This window comes from Novosphingobium sp. BL-S-33, assembly GCF_056857025.1.
In genome coordinates, this window is the sequence record NZ_CM166474.1 from 2,887,266 (window position 1) to 2,908,819 (window position 21,554).

At 65.3% G+C, this 21,554-nt stretch carries 16 protein-coding genes; 2 read left to right on the forward strand and 14 right to left on the reverse strand.

The genetic code is table 11. The features are described 5' to 3' along the window. Positions 1-106: 106 nt before the first annotated feature. Positions 107-391 carry a DUF4242 domain-containing protein gene (locus AC1VVM_RS13445; RefSeq protein WP_243652385.1) on the reverse strand — a complete coding sequence of 95 codons (285 nt, stop codon included), beginning with the start codon at positions 389-391 and terminating at the stop codon, positions 107-109. 295 nt (positions 392-686) lie between these two features. Between AC1VVM_RS13445 and AC1VVM_RS13450 the strand changes: the two genes are divergently transcribed. Together AC1VVM_RS13450 and zapE are read left to right on the forward strand one after the other, a co-directional pair. Beyond that, positions 687-1,466 (forward strand): succinate dehydrogenase iron-sulfur subunit, encoded by a 780-nt coding sequence (locus AC1VVM_RS13450; protein WP_482904327.1) that lies wholly within the window; start codon positions 687-689, stop codon positions 1,464-1,466. Positions 1,467-1,623: 157 nt separating this feature from the next. Next, on the forward strand, positions 1,624-2,739 hold the full coding sequence (gene zapE, locus AC1VVM_RS13455) for a cell division protein ZapE (RefSeq protein WP_132385555.1): 1,116 nt from the start codon (positions 1,624-1,626) through the stop codon (positions 2,737-2,739). 545 nt (positions 2,740-3,284) lie between these two features. Here zapE and AC1VVM_RS13460 read toward each other — a convergent pair. The 13 genes from AC1VVM_RS13460 to AC1VVM_RS13520 all read right to left on the reverse strand — a co-directional run bounded on the left by AC1VVM_RS13460 (position 3,285) and on the right by AC1VVM_RS13520 (position 21,551). Next, complete coding sequence (locus AC1VVM_RS13460) at positions 3,285-5,585, reverse strand: EAL domain-containing protein (protein WP_482904328.1); 2,301 nt, start codon at positions 5,583-5,585, stop codon at positions 3,285-3,287. 226 nt (positions 5,586-5,811) lie between these two features. Next, positions 5,812-7,707, reverse strand: coding sequence for an XrtA/PEP-CTERM system amidotransferase (locus AC1VVM_RS13465; protein WP_482904329.1), 1,896 nt, complete (start codon positions 7,705-7,707; stop codon positions 5,812-5,814). Between the two features lie 11 nt (positions 7,708-7,718). Further along, on the reverse strand, positions 7,719-9,266 hold the full coding sequence (gene xrtA, locus AC1VVM_RS13470; protein WP_482955155.1) for an exosortase A: 1,548 nt from the start codon (positions 9,264-9,266) through the stop codon (positions 7,719-7,721). Further along, the gene (locus AC1VVM_RS13475; protein WP_482955156.1) at positions 9,256-10,482 is read right to left on the reverse strand and encodes a TIGR03087 family PEP-CTERM/XrtA system glycosyltransferase; all 1,227 of its coding nucleotides are present in this window, start codon (positions 10,480-10,482) and stop codon (positions 9,256-9,258) included. Before AC1VVM_RS13475 ends, xrtA begins: the two co-directional genes overlap by 11 nt. Beyond that, entirely contained in the window at positions 10,479-11,552 is a 1,074-nt protein-coding gene (locus AC1VVM_RS13480; RefSeq protein ID WP_482904332.1) for a FemAB family XrtA/PEP-CTERM system-associated protein, read from the reverse strand. Before AC1VVM_RS13480 ends, AC1VVM_RS13475 begins: the two co-directional genes overlap by 4 nt. Further along, the gene (locus AC1VVM_RS13485; protein WP_482904333.1) at positions 11,549-12,418 is read right to left on the reverse strand and encodes an XrtA system polysaccharide deacetylase; all 870 of its coding nucleotides are present in this window, start codon (positions 12,416-12,418) and stop codon (positions 11,549-11,551) included. The genes AC1VVM_RS13480 and AC1VVM_RS13485 overlap by 4 nt, the downstream gene beginning before the upstream one ends. A gap of 33 nt (positions 12,419-12,451) precedes the next feature. After that, complete coding sequence (locus tag AC1VVM_RS13490; protein WP_482955157.1) at positions 12,452-13,645, reverse strand: XrtA/PEP-CTERM system-associated ATPase; 1,194 nt, start codon at positions 13,643-13,645, stop codon at positions 12,452-12,454. Between the two features lie 49 nt (positions 13,646-13,694). Further along, complete coding sequence (locus AC1VVM_RS13495) at positions 13,695-15,395, reverse strand: preprotein translocase subunit YajC (RefSeq protein ID WP_482955158.1); 1,701 nt, start codon at positions 15,393-15,395, stop codon at positions 13,695-13,697. Positions 15,396-15,442: 47 nt separating this feature from the next. Continuing rightward, positions 15,443-16,429: a P-loop NTPase family protein gene (locus tag AC1VVM_RS13500; RefSeq protein ID WP_482904336.1), complete on the reverse strand. Its 987-nt coding sequence runs from the start codon at positions 16,427-16,429 to the stop codon at positions 15,443-15,445. A gap of 11 nt (positions 16,430-16,440) precedes the next feature. Further along, positions 16,441-17,961 carry an XrtA system polysaccharide chain length determinant gene (locus AC1VVM_RS13505; protein ID WP_132385563.1) on the reverse strand — a complete coding sequence of 507 codons (1,521 nt, stop codon included), beginning with the start codon at positions 17,959-17,961 and terminating at the stop codon, positions 16,441-16,443. A 17-nt stretch (positions 17,962-17,978) separates the two neighbouring features. Next, positions 17,979-18,623: an XrtA/PEP-CTERM system exopolysaccharide export protein gene (locus AC1VVM_RS13510; protein ID WP_132385564.1), complete on the reverse strand. Its 645-nt coding sequence runs from the start codon at positions 18,621-18,623 to the stop codon at positions 17,979-17,981. Between the two features lie 169 nt (positions 18,624-18,792). Next, complete coding sequence (locus AC1VVM_RS13515; protein WP_482904337.1) at positions 18,793-20,019, reverse strand: pyridoxal-dependent decarboxylase, exosortase A system-associated; 1,227 nt, start codon at positions 20,017-20,019, stop codon at positions 18,793-18,795. Beyond that, positions 20,016-21,551, reverse strand: a complete 1,536-nt coding sequence (locus AC1VVM_RS13520) for an acyl-CoA ligase (AMP-forming), exosortase A system-associated (protein ID WP_482955159.1) — start codon at positions 21,549-21,551, stop codon at positions 20,016-20,018. The genes AC1VVM_RS13515 and AC1VVM_RS13520 overlap by 4 nt, the downstream gene beginning before the upstream one ends. Positions 21,552-21,554: the final 3 nt, after the last annotated feature.

Sequence of the window (21,554 nt, forward strand, 5' to 3'; positions counted from 1 at the left end):
AAACCGCTCCTCTCCGGCACCACAGCCGACATGAACAGGGCCCCGCATGGCAACATGCGGGGCCCTTTCGTTTGCGCCGAGAATCAATCGGACGGGAATTCTGTATTCAGACCATGCAGTTGCGCTCGGTGGTGGGATCGATCATCCCGACCACTTCGGTGATCTTGTTGGCGGGAAAGCCCGATTTTTCGGCATGCTTGCGGATCTTATCCTCGCTCTCGGCAAGGTAGATACAGAACGTCTTGTCGGCGGTGACATAGGAATGCTCCCACTGAATTCCGGGTATTTCCGCCAGAGCATCGTTCGACACTTTAGTCGCGCCGCCCAGTTCCGGGGCGCTCATGCTGCCCACGCCCGGCAAGTCCCGCTCGATCACATATCGCTTCAACATCGCCAGAATCCTTCCGTTCACAAGCCGGACAGGGCCGAGCGAGACTCGCCGCGTTCGCGGATCGGGGCCGCCCTGCCCTTGCCTCCAAACCCAGATTACCGCGAAAAGGCCGCGATTTCGTCATGCGAATTCGAGGGAGACGCGCTTGCAAGCCCGCTCTGCGCTTGCATTTCACGCCGTGGCGCATGCAATCCGCCACGGCGCGTACACTTGCCCTTGCTCCGCGCCGCTGAATCGCTAGAGGGGGTCATCAGTCGCGGTTCATGCCGCAGTGCAAGATCACGGGGATTCTTTCATGGCGACCTTCACCCTCCCGGCCAACAGCAAGATCAAGAAGCAGGGCAACGTCCACAAGGCGGAAGGCGCGTCGCACGTGAAGAAGTTCACTGTGTACCGCTACGACCCCGATTCGGGCGAAAATCCGCGCTACGACACGTTCGAGATCGATCTCGACAACTGCGGCCCGATGGTTCTCGACGCGCTCATCAAGATGAAGAGCGAGCAGGATCCTTCGCTCACCTTCCGCCGCTCGTGCCGCGAAGGCATCTGCGGTTCGTGTGCGATGAACATCAACGGCTCGAACGGCCTCGCCTGCACCACCGCAATCGAGGACCTCCAGGGTGACATCCGCATCACCCCGCTGCCGCACATGGAAGTCATCAAGGACCTCGTCCCTGATTTCACGCACTTCTACGCGCAGTATGCCTCGATTCGCCCCTGGCTCCAGACGGTTTCGACCACGCCCGGCAAGGAGCGCCTCCAGAGCCCCGAACAGCGCGAAAAGCTGGACGGCCTCTACGAGTGCATCCTCTGTGCCTGCTGCTCGACCTCGTGCCCGAGCTACTGGTGGAATTCCGACAAGTTCCTGGGCCCGGCGATCCTGCTCCAGGCCTATCGCTGGCTGGCCGACAGCCGCGACGAAATGACCGGCGAGCGTCTGGATGATCTGGAAGATCCGTTCCGCCTCTACCGCTGCCACACCATCATGAACTGCGCCAACGTGTGCCCGAAGGGCCTTTCGCCCGCACGCGCGATCGCAGAGATCAAGAAGATGCAGGCAGAACGCCAGGTCTGATCGCGCCCGATCGCCTGACGGCCTGACAGAACGTGATCCGGATTGACGCAGCGGAGTGCCGACCCAATATCCGGCTCGATATCCGCTGCGCCGCGCATCGAGCGGTGTTCCGCAAGCTTACCGTGCATCCGTCCCATTTGGCCAAGCGCACTCTGCCATGACTGCCATACTCGAACGCTATGAAACGCTGGTCGCGACCGGCGAGCTTCGCTCCGATCCGGAGCAGGCTGCCGCTGCCTTGCGGCTCGACCGCCTTCAGCGCGAGCTTTACAAGGCGAACGCGGCGGGCGGCCTGTTCGGCAAGCTTCTCGGCAAGAAAGCGCCGCCGCCGCGCGGTCTCTACATGTGGGGCGGCGTCGGGCGCGGCAAGTCGATGCTGATGGACTTGTTCCACAACACGCTCGACATCCCCGACAAGCGCCGCATCCACTTCCATGCCTTCATGCTGGAAGTTCACGCGCGCCTGCGGGACGAGCGCAAGAAGGAAACCGGGGATCCGATCCCGCCGGTGGCTGCTGCCATCGCGCGCGACGTGCGCTGCCTCGCCTTCGACGAGATGGTCGTCAACAACTCCGCCGATGCCATGATCATGAGCCGGCTGTTCACGCACCTCATCGTCAATGAGGGTGTGACCGTGGTGACGACGTCCAACCGCGCGCCCAAGGATCTCTACAAGAACGGTCTTAACCGCGAGCACTTCCTGCCCTTCATCGACCTGATCGAGAAGGAAATGGATGTGCTGACGCTCAATGGCCCCACCGACTATCGCCTGCACCGCCTTGGTGGCATGGCGACCTGGCACTATCCGCTGGGCGAAGACGCGACCGAGCAGACGCGTGAAGCCTTCTACCGCCTGACCGACTACCCGCCGGAAGACAGCGACCACGTACCGTCGGCCGAACTCGATGTCGGCGGCGGACGCATGTTGCACGTTCCCAAGAGCCTCAAGGGCGTGGGCGTCTTCAGCTTCAAACGCCTCTGCGGCGAAGCGCGTGGCGCAGCCGACTATCTGGCGGTTGCACGCGCCTATCACACCGTCATCGTCGTCGGCATTCCGAAGATGGGGCCCGACCGCCGCAACGAAGCGGCACGCTTCGTGACGCTGATCGACGCGCTCTACGAGCACAAGGTCAAGCTGATCGCCGCCGCCGACGCCCCGCCCGAGGACCTCTACGCGGCTGGAGACGGTCGTTTCGAATTCGAGCGCACTGTCAGCCGGCTTAACGAGATGCAGAGCGCTGAGTACCTCGCCATGGGTCACGGCGAAGACTGACCCCCTGCCTTACCGGCGTTAACGAAGTTGCGTATCGGCCAAGTCTTGCCGCAAGTCTTGCCCGGCGAAGCCTGCTGTTAACATTTTGCAAGACTAGTGACGACTGGTCTTTGAAGGCTCGTTAAGGTCTCGAATCCCGACAAAAGTTAACGATCGAAGCCTTAACGATCGACTCGATGGCAGCGACTCCGCCCGGAGACCATGCGCCCCCCACACCATTCACGCACCCGGTCTAGCGCCCATTCTTCAGGCAAAATTAAAGCGCCCGATCCTTGGCAGGAAGGGCGCTGTAGGTAAAACCTATTAAAAGACCAGGTATTGAACCTGGTATTTTTCGCAGATTTCCGTCGTTTTCTTAATTTGGTTGCGGCGTTTCAAAAGTTCAACTCATGAAACGCCGCAAAAATTAACTATTAACGGCCGCCGAGGCCCGTCCAGCCGTAGCCCCAAAAGTCCTTGGTCATTGTAATTACCCCATGTGAACCGCCGCTGTTTCGCGGCTGCCCAAATGGATAACAATGCGTTAAAAGGTCATCAAGACTTTTTTAACCAGTACGCCTTGCCTCCCGGCCCTTAATTTCCGTGACGAGATCCCGGAATGGGACAGGACGGCAGACATAGTACCCTTGGATGATGTCGCAATTCATGGCCCGCAGGATCTCGAGCGCGGCCAATGTCTCCACGCCTTCGGCTACGACCGTCCGGTCTTGCGAGTGCGCCATCTCGACAATCGACTGCACCAGCAGCAGGTCTTCCTTGTTGGCCTCCATCGCCTGGACGAAGACCTTGTCGATCTTGACCTCGCCCGCGGGCAGGTAGCGCAAGTAATCGATCGTGGCGTTGCCTGTACCGAAGTCGTCGATCGACAGCTTGAGACCGGCCTGAACGAGCTTCTGGAGCATCTGGAAGGTGCGCGAGCTGCGATCGAGCCTGTCGGTCTCGGTGATCTCCAGCGTCAGCTTCTCGGGATCGAGACCATGCAACGCGAGGATGTCGAGGATCATGCCCGGCAGTCCGGGATTGCGCAGGAGCTGCGCCGAAATGTTGACCGAAATCGACAGATCCAGCCCCTGCCGCCGCAATTCCACCGCAGCACGCACCGCTTCGTTGACGACGAAGCGGGTAATGCGTTCGATGCGGTGGAATTCCTCGGCAATACGGATGAACTTGTCGGGGCTGATCGGCCCACGCTCCGGATGGGTCCAGCGCACCAGCGCCTCAGCCCCGGTGACACGGTTGGTCGCGACGTCGAGCTTGGGCTGATAGGCCACCCAGACCTCGCCATTGTCGATGGCGCGGTCAAGCTGGGTAAGCAGCGAGATCTCCCAGCGCGCTTCGTGCTTATGGCTGTCGTACTTGTAGACGAGCTCATCGTTGCGCACCGCCTCTTCGGCGGACTGCATGGCGCTGGCGACGCGGCTCGATACCTGACGATCGAACTCGGAATCGATACCGCAGTTAAACGAGAGGTCGATGTCGAGCCCGCCGACCTGAATGCCGTTCTGGACGATGCGGTGCAGCCCCTCGAGGTTCTCGAACAGGTCGAAAGTGCTGCGGATGGTCGAGAGCCAGAGGAACATGCCGCCTTCGTGGTAGACCACCACCTGACTGTCGCTGATCCGGATGCGCCGCACGATCTCGTGCGCGATCTGCGCTTCAAGCTCGCCGGCAAAGCTGCCGATGATGGCGGCGTAGTTGCGAATCTTGAGGGCCACCAGAATCCGGTTCGACACCTCGTCGTATTTGCGCAGCGCCTGAACGCTAGGCAGGCCCGAGCCGGCATTGGTTTCGCCTGCTACCTCGATCTTGTCGAGGTGCCGCATGCGAAACACCGCCACTGCTGCCATGGCAATCGCAGGTACGACATCGACCTGGATATTATGACCATCGAGAAGCAACGGCATGGCTATCAGAACAACAACGAGACCCGTGAAGCGGTAGATATCGAGAGCCCGACCTCTGCCTACACCGGACACAATCACCACCAGGATTAGCAAGAACGGCGGCAACCATCCGAGTTGCATGGGCACGCCTCGCTTTAAGGTCTCAGCGGCAATCGCATGGAAAAAAGCTCCCGGCGCATAGCCTTGCGTCGGCATAGGGTGTCCATCGTGATAGGTAATCGCGCTGAGGCCGATGATCACGTCTTTACCGCGCACAATCCGTGGATCGAGCCGTCCCTTTAGTACGTCGACGTAGCTCGCGGTCGGGATGGTCCTGTAGTTGATCGAATAATCGGGCCGAAAGAGATCATTCACCGAACCCGATACGCCAGCAATTCTGGCTGCCAAGCTTGGAATGCGGCCAATCGGGCTGTCAGACGCGAATGGCATGCTGATGCTGAGATTGAACGGATGGTTCAGCGCAAGCAATGATACGACATCGACATCCGCGCGATATGCGGTGGGCGGAATGGTCGCAGCGTAATTGCCGCCCGCCTGCTCGCTGCTTGGAAGCGCGCCAAGGAAGATCCGCCCACGGTGGGCCTTCAGTGTTTTGATGAAGGCCTCGTTACCGGGGTCGTCACTTGCAAAGCTGAGCGACCGATCGAAAAATACGCGCCGGGCGCCGGCTGCGAACAGATTGTTGATCATGGTGGCATCGTCTGCGCGCGGGATCTCCGCAAGCTGCAACTCTTCCAGGGTCCGGTCATCCTGGAACACCATGGCGATCTGCCCATCGGACGGGTGGCTTCGCAGCATCGAGCGGCCGTTGACGATCATATCCTCAAGCGGGAGGCACGCGTTGCTCACACCAAGGAGCACGCCGGTCAGCGCGGCCCAGAACACGATGCGGAATCGCGGGCTCTTCCAGATCTTGACGAGGCGCGAAAGGATCTCAGCCACGGAACCGCCTTGGAGAATTATCTCCACCCGCACCCACACAGCGCACGGATTCGAGAGGCGCGAAAATCGCGCGCTCTGGCGTCCGATAATGGCGACCTGCTATCTTCATGCACGTCCTGCAATGGGGCCTGGTGACCGGACCTAGGCCAAAGGTCCTAAGAATAGGTTAGGTTAATCCACGTTCACGATGATTCGCCGCGGGACCTGCTTGCGCGCGGCATCAGGCTCAGGCGATCCCCAGCCGCGCGAGCGACCTGTCCAGCATCAGAAGCTGCCACAAGAGCCGCGAGTGATCGGCCCGCCCGGCAATATGCGCCTCCGCCAGCGCGGTCAGGCGCCTCAGATCGAACCAGCCGGTGCGCCCGAGTGTGGCGCTGGTCGCGATTTCCCGGGCGGTATTCGCAAGCGGTCCGCGCAGCCACTGCGCGATGGGTGTCACGAAGCCCTGTTTCGGGCGATAGAGAATGTCGTCCGGCAACATCCGCCGCATCGTTCGCTTCATCAGCCATTTGCCCTGCCCGCTCCGCACGCGCATCGATTCGGGCAGGCTGGCGGCAAATTCGATTAGGCGGTGGTCGAGCAGCGGCTCACGCGCTTCAAGGCTGACCGCCATGCTCGTGCGGTCGACCTTTGTGAGGATATCGCCCGGCAACCAGTGCTTGAGATCGGCATATTGCGCGCGGTCTAGACCCGAGCGGGCCGGGGCGCCGCGCATCGTCTCGATCACCGCGTCCTCGGCCCGATATTCGCCGCGCAGGCGCAGGAAGGCGTCCGAATAGAGCGTGTCGCGCAGTTCCGGCGGCGTGAAGCAGATGGCGCGCGCATAACCCGTCGCACTGTCCGCCGCGAGCGACTGGAAGGTCGCCTTGGCACGCAGCGGACGCGGCGCCCAGTCCGCCTTGGGCCAGATTCGCCCTGCCGTTCCGAACACCGGACCACGCAGCGACTGCGGCAGCACCGAGCGCACCCGATCCTCCCCATGCTGGAACACGTGGCGCCGATAGCCCGCGAAAGCCTCGTCCGCGCCGTCGCCCGAGAGCGCCACCGTCACCGATTCCCGCGCCAATTGGCACACGCGCCAGGTCGGCAAGGCGGAGGCATCGGCGAAAGGCTCGTCGAACATTGCCGAAAGCGTATCGATCGCATCGAAATCATCCGGCGAGACCCGGCGCGAAACATGGTCGGTGGAGAAGCGCCGGGCGATCTCGTCCGCATAGCCGGTCTCGTCCAGCGCAGCGACGTCGAAGCCGATCGAGCACGTCCGCACCGGGCGCGAAGACGCCTCGGCCATCAGCGCAACCACGCTCGAACTGTCCACCCCACCCGACAGGAACGCGCCCAGCGGCACATCGGCAACCATGCGCGACGTCACCGCCTCGCGCATGAGGTGGAGCAGTTCCGCCTCAAGATCAGCGATCCGGCCCTTGCGCCGCTCGGCGAAAGTCACGTCCCAGTACTGCACCGGCTTCGGCATCGGCGCGCCATGGCGCAGCAGCAGCGTATGGCCCGCCGGAAGCTTGGAAACGCCCTTGAGGATCGCCCGGCTGTCCGGCACGTAGCCCCAGGCGAGATAGTCCTCCACCGCCAGCGGATCGATCTCGCGCCGCAGCAGGGGATGCGCCAACAGCGCCTTGAGTTCGGAACCGAACGCCAGACTGCCGTCGCTCAGCGGTGCAAGATAGAGCGGCTTCACCCCCAGCCTGTCGCGCGCCAGGAACAGCGATCGCGCTTCCAGGTCGTAGATCGCGAAGGCGAACATGCCGTGGAGGCGCGAGACACAGGAAGGCCCCCAGCGCTGCCACGCGGCGAGGATCACCTCGCTGTCGCCCTGCGTGCGGAACGTGGCGCCATGGGCTTCCAGTTCGCTGCGCAGCGCCTGAAAATTGTAGATCTCGCCGTTGAACACCAGCATCGCCCGGCCATCGGGCGAAGCCATGGGTTGCGGCGAGCCGGCGACGTCGATGATCGAGAGGCGGCGATGGCCCAATGCAACGCCCGGCGCCGTCCAGACGCCCTGCCCATCAGGCCCGCGATGGGCGATGGCATCGCACATCGCCTCAACCCGCGCGGGATCGACGGGCTTGGGCGTCTCGAGATGGTAGATACCGGCAATCCCGCACATATATGACGGACCTAGCGGAGCTTGCCGATGCGGTCCATCCACCCTGAGGGGCGGTCCGTCGCGGCGACGAACCGGGCGACCGCACGTTCCGCCGGTCGGCCGGGCCGATCTTCGGCGGAAAGAATCAGCATCATCGTCGGCCGTTCCCGCAGCAGCAGATGATCGCCGATCACCGCCAGCTTGAGACGGGCATTGCTGCCGGTCAGCAAGGCTCCGGTGCGGTACCATGTTACCGCGAGGCGCTCGACCGTTCCGGCACCGAGAAGCCGTTCGCTGCGACCATCGGCAAAGGCGGGGCCGACACCCTGCCAGGCCCACGGGCTGTCCGGCGTCAAGGCGCCCTGCCCGAAGCCTCCGGCCTCACGTCCTTCTCCCTGACTGGCATAGAGTGCCACGAAGACATCGACCTGATCGCCCTCACCATCCGCGTAGCGGCCAAGCAGTCGGTGGTCGGCACCCTCGGCGCGCGGTTGCCACCAGATCGCCGGGGCATAATCGACCCGGTGCCACCCTGCGACCTCCGGCAAATCGATACGCGCAGGCACGGAAGCCTTCAGATTGTCGGCATGGTGCGCCCACAGGAATGCGCCTGTCACGATGGCTGTCATCGCCAGTAGCGCCAGCGATGCCGAAATCCGCGCGCCTCCAAGTCGGGCCAACAGGGGATCGGCTTCGATCCGTTCGGCATCGATCATCGGCGTGTCGAGCGGGCGGTCGAAGAGGCGCCAGCCTCCGGCGATCACTCCCGCCAGCACCAGCGCGAAGAAGATCCAGCCGTAGACGATGTGGTCGAACCCCGCCGCCTTCTCGGTGCCCACGAACTGCGCGGCGAAGATCGTCGCCCAGGCGCGTACCCCGTTGGCCAGCACCGGTACGACGACACAGGCCAGCAAAAACGCCGCGCGCCGCCTCCAGCTGACGAAGCAGACATTGGCGGCGAGCACGCCGAACGCGATCATGGCGATCAGGAACTTCACGCCGGAGCAGGCCTCGGCGACCTCGAACAGCCCGGCGCGCGTATCGATGAACACGCCGTCGATCCGCGCCTCGATCCCGGAGAGATGCGTCAGTGCAATCGTTATCCGGGCCGTCACGGTCTGAAGAACTTCGACCAGTTCCTCTCCGAACGGCACGAGGAAGGCCATGTAGCAAAGTGGGAACAGCAGTGCGGCGGTCACTTGCGGCCCCAGCAACAGCGGCACCGATGAGGCGAGCAGCGCCACCGCCCCGGCCTGCCTTGCAAGGTCGAGGCCCGAAAGCGCGCCCAGCAGCCAGAGGAAGGCCGCCATCGCGAAGGGAACGACGCCCGGCCACCAGCAAGATGGCGTCAGTTTCGCCAGTTCGTCCCGCCGCTGCCAAACCAGCCAGCCAATGATCGGCGGGATCAGGATCACGTGGTTGTAGGTCGAAATATCCCACCACTGCCGCGCCATTGCCGACCAGTCGGGGAAAAAGGCCGCGATCAGCGCCAGCCAGCCCAGAGAGATACGCAGGAGCGCGCCGCGCCAGTGCTCCGGAACCGCATGCGCCCGCGCGAGCGAAAGCGCTTCAGGCGGCATCGCTGAGCCCCGGAGCATTGCATCCCATCAGTCCCGGCAGCGCGGCGAGCGCGGCATCCCAGCCTGCATGAGCCTCGATCCACGCGCGCGCGGCTTGCCCCATTGCCTTCGCCCTCGCGGGATCCGCCGCCAGTGTGCAGACTGCCTCGGCCAGCGCCGTATCGTTCTCTCCCACGAGGAAATCGCGTCCGTCCTCGGCGGGGATGCCGGTGGCCGCGCCAGACGAGAGAACCACGGGAAGGCCCATGCTCATCGCCTCAAGCACCTTGTTCTGCACGCCGCGCGCGATTTCGAGCGGGACCAGCGCCATGTCGGCCGCTGCCAGAAACGGGCGAACATCGTCCACCCGGCCCCAAACGTGAATGCCGTCGCGCCCATGGTGCGCGGTCAATGCGGGTGGCGGATTGCGGCCGACGACGTGAAGGCTTGCACCCGGAAAACGCGCGCGGACGGCGGGTAGGATCCGGTTGATCGCGCCCTTCACTGCAGCGACATTGGGCGCATAATCCATCTGGCCGGTGAAGATCAGACGCGGCCCGGTCATGCCCGCCATGCGCGGCTCGGGCGAGATTCCGGCCGGATCGAACAGGTCGCTGTCGATGCCATTGCCCATCGCTTCCACGCGGCAGGAGGGATCGGCCAGCCGTTCGCGGAACAGCCGGGCCTCGGCGTCGCTGACGAGCAGCGTGGCATCGGCGCGGCGGGCGATATCGGCTTCCTCGCGGGCGAGCAGGCGGCCTTCGCGCCGCTCCATCCATGCGCGCAGGCCGCGGCTCTTCGCGCCATAAGCCTCGAACTTGGCCGAATCGACATCGACGAGATCGGCGATCACGCGCCCGGCGAACTCGGCCGGGACATATTGCGCCACCTGACCGGAAAAGAGGTAGGTCGCGGCAATCGGACGGGTCCGCAGCGTTTCGGAGACCCAGCGCGCCATGCGGGCATCGTGGAACGCCGTGATGCTGAGCGGCCGCCCGCGCGCCAGCGCCTCAATCCCCGCCAGCGCCAGCGGCTTGGTGCGATCGAGCAGCAAGTGGCTCGCCGCGAGTGCCGCCAGATCGCTCTCGCTGTCCCGGTCGGCGGGGTCATCGGCGAAGCAGCCGACATGGACCGGCGCCAGCCGCGCCAGCGCCTTCAGGATATGGTTCGAGCGGATCTTGTCGCCGCGATCCGGGGGAAAAGGAATCCGGTGGGCGAGGAACAGGATCTCCATCACCCGATCCCGCGCGCGATCAACGGCCCCAACCGGTTGGCGACGAAGAGCGGCAGGCGCTGCCAGACCCGTATCTGAAGCGAGAGCCCGGCGCTTGTGGGATCGGCATTGCGTCTGGCCGCCCCCGGCGCGGTCCAGGTTCCGTAAGTCAGCGGCTCGGGCTCGAACCCCCAGTTGCGCTTGAAGTGATAGGCGCCGCTCGCGGTCTTCGAACGGCCGAAGTCGAAATGCGTGCAGCCGCGCGTGCGGGCGTGGCGCATGAGTTCGAAGTACATGCGGTCGTTGGCACGAAGCCCCCGCGCCGCATGGGTTCCGCCGCCCCAGTAGGGCATCGCCGCGCCCCGGTGATAGAGCGTGATGACGCTGGCTACCGGCGCTCCGGCATGGCGCACGGTCAGAATGTCGGCGTCCGACCCGAACGCATCGATCACCGCATCGAGCAGCGCGCGCGGAAAGACCGGCGTGCCCAGATTGCGATAGCTCTCGGCAAAAACGGCGTAATGCGCCGCGCGGTCACGTTCGGCGGTGCCGATTTCGATTTCGAGATCGTTGGCGAGCCCCTTACGCACTTCAGCGCGCTGCTTGCGCGGGATCGCGAGCAGTTCGGCCTCGTCATCCGCTGCGAGCGGGCGGGGGAAGTTGCAGTGGCTCTCGGTCTTGAGCGCCCAGTTCGCGCGCGCATCGGGCAGCACGCCGCCGCGCAGTTCGATGGCGGGGCATGAGAGCCGCAGCGCCAGTTCCTCCAGCGCGGCGAAGATCGCCTCGACATCGGCCTCCGGCGTCGCCAGCAGACCGCCGCCGACGGCAAAGCCGCTCGACGCCAGCAGGCGCCCGAAGACCGGCGAGTGGATCGCATCGAGCGGCAGGAAAGCGACGATTTCGCCGTGCCGCTCCTGCACCAGCGCCAGCGCGCGGTTGCCGGTGGCCTTGGCGACCGCGATGAACCAACACGGACGATGGAACGGCGTGGCATCGGGATGGCGCGCCAGAAAGTCCTCGATCCGGGCAAGTTCGCCGGGATCGTCGAGATCGGGCAGGCGCAGGCTCGCCGGAAGCGAAAACGGCGCGTTCATGCCGCCAGTGCCGTCACGCCCGCCGCCTCACGCGCGGCGATCTCGTCCATCCGGCCCCAGCGGAACTCGCCGATGAGCCGGCGCAGCTTCCCGGCCATCACGGCCAGATTGGTATAGTGGCGCAGCCACGACCGCAGCGGTGCATTGTCGACGCGCGGCTGACCTGGGTCGATTTCCCAAGGGTGGAAGTAGAACACCGCCGGGCGCCCCTCGCCGTTCACTTGCCGGATCGCCCAGCGCGAGAAGGCGTACGGTAGGACGCGAAAGAAACCGCCACCGCCCGCCGCCAGTCGCCGTCCCCGGAAGAGCGCGGTGGTCACCGGAATCTCGACGAAATCCGACCCGGCGATCGGCTGGAATGCGAAACGCGGCGCCTCGCGCCAGCCGTAGTGATCGTGCACCACCGGCGCGACGCTGGACGAGTAGCGATAGCCCTGCTCCGCCAGCACATCGAAGGCCCACGGCGTGCGCGCGTCGATGGAGAAGCTCGGCGCGCGGTAGCCGGTGACGGCCACGCCCGCCGCATCCTCGATGGTCTTGCGTGCGCGGGACAGATCCTCGCCGAAACGGTGCGGGTCCATGCGGAACACGCGCTCGTGGTCCCAGCCGTGGCTGGCGATCTCGTGCCCGGCCTCGGCAATGCGGCGGATCACCGCTGGATACCGCTCGGCGATCCAGCCCAGCGTGAAGAACGTACCGACCACACCGGCCTCGGCAAAAAGCGCCAGAATTTCATCGCAGTTCCGCTCGACCCGGCAGGGCAGCGAGGGCCACTGGGCGCGGTCGATCACCGTCTCGAAGGCGCCGACCTGAAACCAGTCCTCGACGTCGACCGAAAGCCCGTTGATCGGCCGCATATCACGCATGTCTGGCTCCAATTCCCGGCGCGCGCAGTCGGATCAGGCCGCCGCGCGGTGGCCTTCGCCGCCCTCAAACCATTCGATGAGCATGGTCAGCATGTGGCGCAGCGTGGCCTCCTGCTCCTCGACGCGCGTTTCCAGCCGGGCGACTTGCGCCTGTGCCTGCGCGAGCTGGTTCTGAAGCGTAGCGATTGCCTGCGGATCGCCAGTGGCGGTGCGATCCACATGCTCCGCCGCAGCGGCGAGTTCGAGAACCGCGCGTTGCAGTTCGTCGATCTGCATATCGCGCTCGGCCAGAGCGCTCTCGATCATCGCGGCGGTGGCCCCGGTATCGAGAACCACGGCCTGGCCAGCCGGTTCGGTGTGCACAGGCGCCGGCGAAGGCGCCTTGGACGGCCGCGGGCTGACGAGCGCGATGGCGCCATCGTCATCAAGCTCGCCCAGCACTTCGTTCAGCATGGAGACGTCGATCCGCACCCGCTGCTCGACCGCTCCCAGCAGCAGCAGGCGGTTGAGTACCTGATTGATCCGGCGCGGAATGCCGCCGGTCGCGGCATGGATAGCACCATGAACCTCGTCGTCGAAGGCGGGACGGCCCTGCCATCCGACGCAGGCGAGCCGGTGCTCGACATAGCCGCGCACTTCGCCTGCCGTCATCGCGGTAAGATGATGCGTCGCGATCACGCGCTGGCGCAATTGCTCCAGCTGGTCGCTTTCGAGCAGCGTCGTGCGGAACTCGGGCTGGCCCAGCAGCAGCGTCTGCAACAGCGGATGCGCGCCAAGCTGGAAGTTCGAGAGCATGCGCAGTTCTTCGATGGCGCTGATCGAAAGGTTCTGCGCCTCGTCCACGATCAGCAAGCAGCGGCGACCGGCGCGCGCCTCGCCGTGGAGGAAGTGCTCGATCGCGCCCAGCGCCGAGGCCTTGTCGTGCCCCGCCACCGGTAGGCCGAACTCCTGCGCAACGACGTGGACGATCTCCTCCCCGTCAAGCGCGCTGGTCACCACGAGCGCGGCGGTCAGCTGCGCGGGGTCGATCGTCGCCATGAGGTGCGCCACCAGAGTGGACTTGCCCGCACCCACCTCGCCGGTGATGACCACGAAGCCCTCACCCTGCGCAAGGCCGTAGCCAAGGTAGGACAGCGCCTTGCGGTGCGTCGCGCTCTCGAAATAGAACGCCGGATCGGGGGTGAGCTGGAAGGGCCTGGCCCGGAGCCCGTAGAAATCTTCGAACATTTCCTGTTCTCCTCGCGCACTGCTTAAAGCGCGAATTAAAGCGGAACTCTTAAAAACTGTACCTCAAGCCGGCGAGGGCAGATGCGGTCCAGATATCGTCATCGAACGTATCGTCGCGGCTGGCACCGTCGATGCTGAGCGCGAGCGACGCACGCAGGCGGCGGGCCAGCATGCGGTAATAGGAAGCGCTGCCGCCATAGCCGGTGACATTCCCGGTCAGCGGGTCGCTGCTCGACAGCCAGTTGGCGTAGACACTGGTGGACCAGCCCGCCTCGCGGCCCAGACGGCCCGAGAGATAGGCGGCCAGCCACCAGTTCTCGTCCACCGTACCGTTGGCGGCGGCCAGCACCGAATCCTCGCGGGCGATGAAGCGGCGGTGGTCGTAACCCGCGCCGATCCCGGCATCGAGGCGACCGAAGCGCGTCGAATAACTCGCTGCGAAGCCCTGCGCCCGGAACACCGCCGAGCGCACCGATCCCAGCGCGCCCGAGAGGCAAGTGCCGCCGTCGAGCGAGGACACGCAGCCGCGCAGGTCACCCGTAACCGGATCGCGCACCGCCTCGAAATCGTCGGGCAACTGGTCGATCACGCGGTTGAGCTGGCCGCCGAAGCCCGAGATATTGTTGTAGACCGCAAGGTTCACGCTGCTGCGGTCGTTCGGCGCCCAGGCCAGCGTGCCGCCATAGGCCGTTCCGCCGTAGCGCCGCCCGACATGGGCCGAGAGCGAAGTGCGCCGGCTGGGCCGCCACATCACCGCCACATCCCAGATCAGCCCGCTGACATCGTAGGCGAGTTCGCGCGGCGCGCTCTTGTCGGTCCGATAACGGCCGTCGCTGCCGATCACCGGGTTACCGTCGGCATCGCGCAGCGCATCGCGGCTGGACACCTCGACATCCTCGTAACCGAGCGCGCCGACGACACGCACGGTGCGGCTGACCGGCACCGTCACCATCCCCCGCGCCTGCATGTCGCGCACGCGCTGGTCGAGGTTGGAGATGTCTTCCTGATAGAAGCTGCCGCCGACGCCAAGGCCCACGGGCAGGATCACATCGGGTTCGACGCCCGCTTCCAGATCGGCGACCTGGGTGACGCTGCTGTCGAAGATGTCGGGTCCTACCGCGCCACCGGGCGTGACCGCATAGGCACTGGGCTCGTCCACCTTGGTGTAACCGGCGCGGTAATCCGCCGAGACATTGAGGTCGCCAGTGCGGGTCTTGAACGAAGGGCCGCCATAGACGGTGTAGATATTGGTGCGCGAGGTGCCCGGCAGCGTGCCGCCGGAGAGCGCCGATCCGCCCGAACCTACCCGCGTCTGCGTCGCCAGTGCACCGGCTTCCAGCGTCAGCCCCGGCAGCACGGTGGTATAGCCGCGCGCGACACCGCTCAGCACGTCGCCATTCGACGCCCGGCCCCAGCCGATCTGCTTCTGGTAGCGGACCGAGGCGGCAAGCGCATTGTTGCGCCCGGTGATCGAGGCATCGACGCCGACCGCGAGCTGGGTCCAGGTAAGAACGTCGCTACCCGGCGAAAGTTCGGCGGTAACGATCTGATCAACCTCGATATAAGGCGTGACGGCAAGCTGGCGAGCGCCTTTCGCGCCGCCGTTTCCCGTGCCCCCGGCACTCTTGCCCGTGGCACCGGAATCGGCGCCCATGGCACTCGTGCCGCCCATGCCGGAACCCGTACCGGCCATGCCCGCCGCACCGCTACCCGCGACTTGCGCCTGGGCTGCGACGGGTACCAGCATCATTACGGCAAGACACGCTAAGGCCGGGTACGCAAACACACTTCCAACGCTCATCCACTGTACCCGTAATAGGATCCGAAGCGGCGACCGCTTGGGCTGAACTGCGCGCCGTTAAGCAGCAGTTGGACATTGGGGCAGGCATCGAGCAACGACACCGCATCGTCGAGCGCGCCCTGCCCGGTCCGGTCGGCGCGCACGATCACCACGGCTTGCCCGACATGCTTGGCAAGCTCGGCAGCGGGCGACGCGGCCAATGCCGGGGGCGAATCGAAGATCACGATCCGGCGCTGGGTACCCTCGGTCAGGCGGCCGAGCACTTCGGCGGTGCGCGAGGTGGAAAGATATTCACTGTCGTTGACGGTCGTATCGCCAGCCGGAAGCACCCAGAGCCCGGGCACGTCGGTGCCGAGCACGCAGTCGGCCACGTCGATGGTTTCGTCCATCAGCGCGTCCATCAGCCCCCGCCCGCCCGGCAGACCGAGGGTCGAAAGGATCGACGGCTTGGCGAAGTCGGCATCGACCAGCAGCACTTCGTTTTCCTTCTCCGCCGCGATGGCGAGCGCGAGGTTAAGCGCGCAATAGGTCTTGCCCTCACCCGGATGCGGCGAGCAGATCAGCACGCGCTGCGCGGCCGCACCGGCATTCTGGCGCCGCAGGTCCGCCGCCTGCACCAAGAGCTGGCGCTTGACGATGCGGAACTCCTCCAGAAGCGCGGTCACGGTGCCTTCGGGCACGATCAGGCCCTGCTCGCGCAGCCGTTCGCGGTCGATCGGATGACGCGGGCCGGTGAAAGTCACCGGGGACGGCGTGGCAGGTTCCGCCGGAACGGGGGCGGGCTGGACAACCGGTTGCGCGGGTGCGGGCAGCGCGGCTTGGACCTGAGCCGACGGAACCTCGGGCACAGCCGGAAGCACGGGACGCGTCATGCGCGAGAAATCGAAGCGGCCGGCCGCGCGCTCGATCAGCGATTCACGCTTGGCCGGGGCAGCATCGTCTGCGGTCGCGCCGGGCTGCGGGATCTTGCTGTGTTCGGTCATAGTCACGGTCCTCAGGTCACCGTGCCGCGCTGGATGAACTCCACCGCGAGCAACACCACGAAGAGCCCCCCGAGCGCCGCCCCGCCGCCATAGAACAGCTTGAGCTTGCGGCGACGCATCGTCCGCACGCCATCGGTCACGTGCTGGGAAATCGCGCCGAGAACCGGCAGTCCGGTGGCCTTCTCAAGCCCTCCGGCCGTGGCGAAGACGGAACGGACGCGGCCCAGTGCGAAGGCCGCCACGCAGCCACCGCCGATCCCCACCAGCAACACACCGAAAAGCAGCAGCGGGCGGTTGGGCGCGATCGGCTTGCGCGGGCTCGTCGGCGGGTCGACCACCTGGAACTTCACGGCCTCGCGCCCGGTCTTGACCTCGCCGCGCAGACGCAGTTCCTCGCGGTCTTGCAGGAGCTTGTCGTACTGTTCCTTGAGGACGTCGTAATCGCGGTTGATCCGCTGCGCCTCGGTCGCCAGCGCGGGGTCCTGAATGGCCGAGGCGGTCAGCGAGCCGATGTCGGACTGGAGCCCGGCCTTGCGGGCGACGAGCGCCTGAACGGCGGCCTGACGCTCGGCACGGATCGACTGGAGCGAACTGTACGCGGGGTTCGGCGTGCCGCCGCCGCTCGCGGCCTCCTGCGCCGCCGGGCCCTTGAGTGCGGCGATCTGGTTGCGGGCGGCAATCACGTCGGGATGGTTTTCGGTAAGGCCCCGGCCGCGCAGTTGAACCAGATCGGCCTGCGCATGGGCCAGCGCGGCCGCCGCGCCGCCAACGCCGGTACCGGCGATCGTGCGCGGCATGCTGGAAAGCTGACCGTCGATCGAGGCCAGCGCGCTCTGCGCGGCGACGAGATCGGCCTCGACATCGCGAAGCTGCGTGCGTGAGGATTCCAGTCGCTGCACGACGGCGGCGCCGCCTTGCGCCATTTCCGGGTGCTGCGCCTCGAAAGTGGTGCGGCGCTGTTCGGCGCTTTCCAGTTCCTTCTCGCGGACCTGTAGCTGGCCGTTCACGAACGTCAGCGTTTCCGCCATGTCGCCCCGGTCGCCCGAGAGATTTTCCTCACGGAAGATGTCGATCATCTTCTGCGCCACTTCGTGCGCCAGCCGGGCATTCTCGGCATCGGAGAACGAGCCGTAGTCGGCCCTGGCGGTGATTTCGAAGAGGTTGTCCTCCTGGCTGACCACCTTGACCTTGTCGCCCAGCCGCAGCACCGCCGCTTCCATCTGGGCAGGCGTATTGACGGTTTCGCCAAGCCGGGTGCCGCGCACGACCTTCTCGAGGTTGACGGCGCTGGTCAGCGTCTGGCGAATGCGCTCGATATCGCGCTTCTTGTCCGCCACGCCGATGCCGACCTGCTCGGCCAGCGCATCGTCGAGCTGGATGAAAATGCGCGCCTGCGATTCGTAGGCGTTGGGAATCAGGGCGACCACCAGCCAGCCAAGCAGGCAGATCGCCCAGGCCACGCCCAGCGCAATCCAGCGCCGGTGCCAGACGCTGTGGATCGCGCTCAGCAGTTCTTCGTAGAGGCCGTTCATGTCACCCTAGGTCCCTCTTAGAACATGCTTTCGGGAATGATGATCACGTCACCGGGGCTGAGCATCACGTTGGCCTTGCTCTCGCCCTTCTTGAGCAGATCGGCGAGGCGCAGCTGGTATTCCTTCTGGGTGCCGCTCGCCTTGTCGAAGCGGATCAGCCGGGCGCGGTTGCCCGCCGCATATTCGGACAGGCCGCCCACCGCGATCATCGCATCGAGCACGGTCATGTTGGCGCGGTAGGGGATCGAGGCGGGCTTCTCCGTCGCCCCGACCACGCGGATCTGCTGGCTGAACGTGCCTGCAAAACCGTCGACAATGACGGAAACGAGCGGGTCCTGGATATATTGCGAGAGCTGAAGGCGGATGTCCTCGGCCAGCATCGCAGGCGTCTTGCCGACGGCCGGCATGTCGCTGATCAGCGGCGTGGTGATGCGCCCATCGGGCCGAACCTGCACTTTGGCGCCCAGTTCCGGGTTCCGCCAGACGAAGACCGTCAGCTGGTCCAGCGGGCCGATCACGTACTCCTCGCCGGGGCCCTCCTGCATCGCCACGAACTGCGCGGGCGGCAGCTGTGGGCGCGAGGCTGCGCTTGCAGACGCCGTCAGGACCACGCTGGCAAGCGCGGTTCCGCCCAGCAGACGGACAAAGCGGGAGTGCGGCATAAGCTCTTCCTTCCAGCGCCGATCCACCGAGGAAATGCTTCCCCGTCGCGGACCCGGCAGAATTCAGCCTCCGCTATCGGTTGAAAGGGTGAACATTGCGTTAGCCAATTTGCCCGGAATCCGATCAGTCCCGGAATGAGACAACCTGAAAGAGAGTCTTAACGCCCTCTCACACCAGCATTTCGCGGGCCGGACCCTGCCCCAGGAAGGCGGCCGGACTGGCGCTGGCCCCATAGGCCCCGGCAAGGAACACCGCGACCAGATCGCCCACTTCGGCGCGCGGAAAACCGCCCTTGTCCGCCAGTTTGTCGAGCGGAGTGCAAAGGCATCCGACGATCGAAGCCTCCTCCTCCACCGAGGCGTCGAAACGCGTGGCGATGGCCGAGGGATAGTTGCGGCGCACCACGGTTCCGAAGTTGCCCGAAGCGGCAAGCTGATGGTGAAGACCGCCGTCGGTCACGAGAAAGACCTCTCCGTGGCTCTCCTTCCGGTCGATCACGCGGGCGATATAGACCCCCGCCTCGCCCACCAGATAGCGCCCGAGTTCGATGCAGAAGTCGGTCTCTCGCAGGACTTCCGGCAGCGATTCGAAGCGCTCGGCCAGACGCGCGCCCACTTCGGCAAGATCCAGCGGCACATCGCCGGGGAAATAGGGAATGCCGAAACCACCGCCCAGATTGCAGTGCGGCAGCGCCACGCCGCTCTCCTCGGCCAGCCGCGCGGCGAGGTCCAGCGTCTGCCCCTGCGTCTCCGCAATGGCGGCAGCGTCGAGTGCCTGCGAGCCCGCAAAAATGTGGAAGCCGCGCCATTCCGCGCCGCTCGTCACCACTTCGCGCACCAATGCGGGCACACGCGCGGCGTCGACGCCGAAAGGCTTGGCACCGCCGCCCATCTTCATGCCGGAACCCTTGAGGTCGAAATCGGGATTCACGCGAATGGCAAGGCGCGGTGCACGGCCCAGTTTCTCGCCGATGGCGAAGGCCCGGCGCGCTTCGGCCTCGGATTCGAGATTGAGCGTGACGCCTGCCGCAATCGCCGCCTCGATCTCGCGATCACGCTTGCCCGGGCCGGCAAAGCTGACTTTCGCAAGGTCGATCCCGGCCCCGCGAACGATCTCCAGCTCGCCGCACGAGGCAATATCAAACCCGTCGACAAGGCCATTCATCAGCGCAAGCAAGGGAACGAAGGGATTGGCCTTCACGGCATAGTGCAGCGCCAACCGTGCAGGCATGGCGGCGCGCAATTGCGCGACCCGCGCGCGGACAAGATCGGCGCTGTAGAGGAACAGCGGCGTATCGCCCGCCTGCTCGACCCATTCAGTCACCGGCTTGCCGCCGACGGCCAGCACGCCATCGGTTGCCGCATAACCAGCCGGAATCGGACCGAGCGGCTTCACGACGCCATCTCAGCCAGCTCGGCGGCAAGGCCGGTGCGGTCGATCTTGCCATTGGGGCCGATCGGCATGGCTTCGCGCCAGTGAATGGATTTTGGAATCATAAAATTAGGCAAATCTTCCTTGAGCTTGCGTGCCAGTTCTTCGTCCACACCTGAACTTCTCTTCATCGCCCTCACGACAAGGTGAACCGCCTGACCCAGACGCGGATCGGGCAGGCCCAGCGCCACCGCCTCGGCAACCAGCCCGGTTGCCAGCGCAGCCTCCTCGACTTCCTGCGGGCTGATGCGGTTGCCGGCAGACTTGATCATGGCGTCACGGCGTCCGACGAAATAGAGCAGGCCATCGGCCGCCCGCCGCACCCGGTCTCCGGACCAGACGGCCATGCCGCCATAGCGCGACGCCGCCGGAGCGGGCTTGTAGCGCTCTGCGGTGCGTTCCGGATCCTGCCAATAGCCTTGCGCGACCAGTGGCCCGGAATGGACGAGTTCACCCTCCTCTCCGTCCTGAGAAATATCTCCTAATACATTGATAACTAACACTTCTGCATGCGGTATTGCCATCCCCATCGAGGTAGGGTGTGTATCGATCAGCATGGGATCGAGGTACGTCGAACGGAACGCCTCGGTCAGGCCATACATGGCGAAAAGCCGCGCATCCGGGAACAGCGCGCGCAGCCGCCGGACGAGATCCACCGTCAAGGCTCCGCCACTGTTGGTGAGGCGGCGCAGCTTGGCCGCCGTCTCGGCCGGCCAGTCGAGTTCGGCAATCTGCACCCAGAGCGGCGGCACGGCCGCCAAAGTGGTAATGCCGTGCCGCTCGACCGCCTTCACGACATCGCGCGGAACGAGATAATCAAGCGGAACCACGCAGCCCCCCGCAAACCAGGTCGAAAACAACTGGTTCTGGCCGTAATCGAACGAGAGCGGCAGAACCGCCAGCGTGCGGTCATCGGGCTCAAGCCCGAGATATTGGGCCACACTCTCTGCCCCTAACCACATATTGGCATGGCTGAGCATGACGCCCTTGGGGCGGCCGGTGGACCCACTGGTATAGAGAATCGCTGCCAGTTCGTCCGGATCAGCCTGAGACGGCGCCAGATCGCCGGCGAATTCCGCCGCCTCGGACAGTGCGGCCGCTTCCTCAACAACACGGCAGGCGACCGGCACATCCGCGTCGCCCAACGTCGCCAGTCGCGCGGGAGTGCCGATCAGCATCACGGCGCCGCTATCCGCAAGGATATGCGCGACTTGCGCGTGCTTGAGCAGCGGGTTCACCGGCACATGGATCAGCCCCGCGCGTGCGGCAGCCAGCGGCATAAGGCAGGTGAGTTCGCCTTTGGCCGCCCAAGTCGCTACGCGCGCGCCCTTTTGCGGAATTTCCTGGGCCAGCCACGCCGCCAGGCGGGAGACACGCGATCTTAAGGCATTGTAGTCCAGAGTCTCCCCACGCAGCTCCAGCGCCGGGGCATCGTCTTGCCCGCACAGCGCCAGATGGTCGAGCGGCAGGATCGGAGTATCGGGACTGCCACTCATGTC

What these genes read in the sequence shown, in the direction of transcription:
- AC1VVM_RS13445 (WP_243652385.1), bottom strand. Translation starts at nt 391, where the DNA reads ATGTTGAAGCGATATGTGATCGAGCGGGACTTGCCGGGCGTGGGCAGC.
- AC1VVM_RS13450 (WP_482904327.1), top strand. Translation starts at nt 687, where the DNA reads ATGGCGACCTTCACCCTCCCGGCCAACAGCAAGATCAAGAAGCAGGGC.
- zapE (WP_132385555.1), top strand. Translation starts at nt 1,624, where the DNA reads ATGACTGCCATACTCGAACGCTATGAAACGCTGGTCGCGACCGGCGAG.
- AC1VVM_RS13465 (WP_482904329.1), bottom strand. Translation starts at nt 7,707, where the DNA reads ATGTGCGGGATTGCCGGTATCTACCATCTCGAGACGCCCAAGCCCGTC.
- xrtA (WP_482955155.1), bottom strand. Translation starts at nt 9,266, where the DNA reads ATGCCGCCTGAAGCGCTTTCGCTCGCGCGGGCGCATGCGGTTCCGGAG.
- AC1VVM_RS13480 (WP_482904332.1), bottom strand. Translation starts at nt 11,552, where the DNA reads ATGAACGCGCCGTTTTCGCTTCCGGCGAGCCTGCGCCTGCCCGATCTC.
- AC1VVM_RS13485 (WP_482904333.1), bottom strand. Translation starts at nt 12,418, where the DNA reads ATGCGTGATATGCGGCCGATCAACGGGCTTTCGGTCGACGTCGAGGAC.
- AC1VVM_RS13490 (WP_482955157.1), bottom strand. Translation starts at nt 13,645, where the DNA reads ATGTTCGAAGATTTCTACGGGCTCCGGGCCAGGCCCTTCCAGCTCACC.
- AC1VVM_RS13495 (WP_482955158.1), bottom strand. Translation starts at nt 15,395, where the DNA reads ATGATGCTGGTACCCGTCGCAGCCCAGGCGCAAGTCGCGGGTAGCGGT.
- AC1VVM_RS13500 (WP_482904336.1), bottom strand. Translation starts at nt 16,429, where the DNA reads ATGACCGAACACAGCAAGATCCCGCAGCCCGGCGCGACCGCAGACGAT.
- AC1VVM_RS13505 (WP_132385563.1), bottom strand. Translation starts at nt 17,961, where the DNA reads ATGAACGGCCTCTACGAAGAACTGCTGAGCGCGATCCACAGCGTCTGG.
- AC1VVM_RS13510 (WP_132385564.1), bottom strand. Translation starts at nt 18,623, where the DNA reads ATGCCGCACTCCCGCTTTGTCCGTCTGCTGGGCGGAACCGCGCTTGCC.
- AC1VVM_RS13520 (WP_482955159.1), bottom strand. Translation starts at nt 21,551, where the DNA reads ATGAGTGGCAGTCCCGATACTCCGATCCTGCCGCTCGACCATCTGGCG.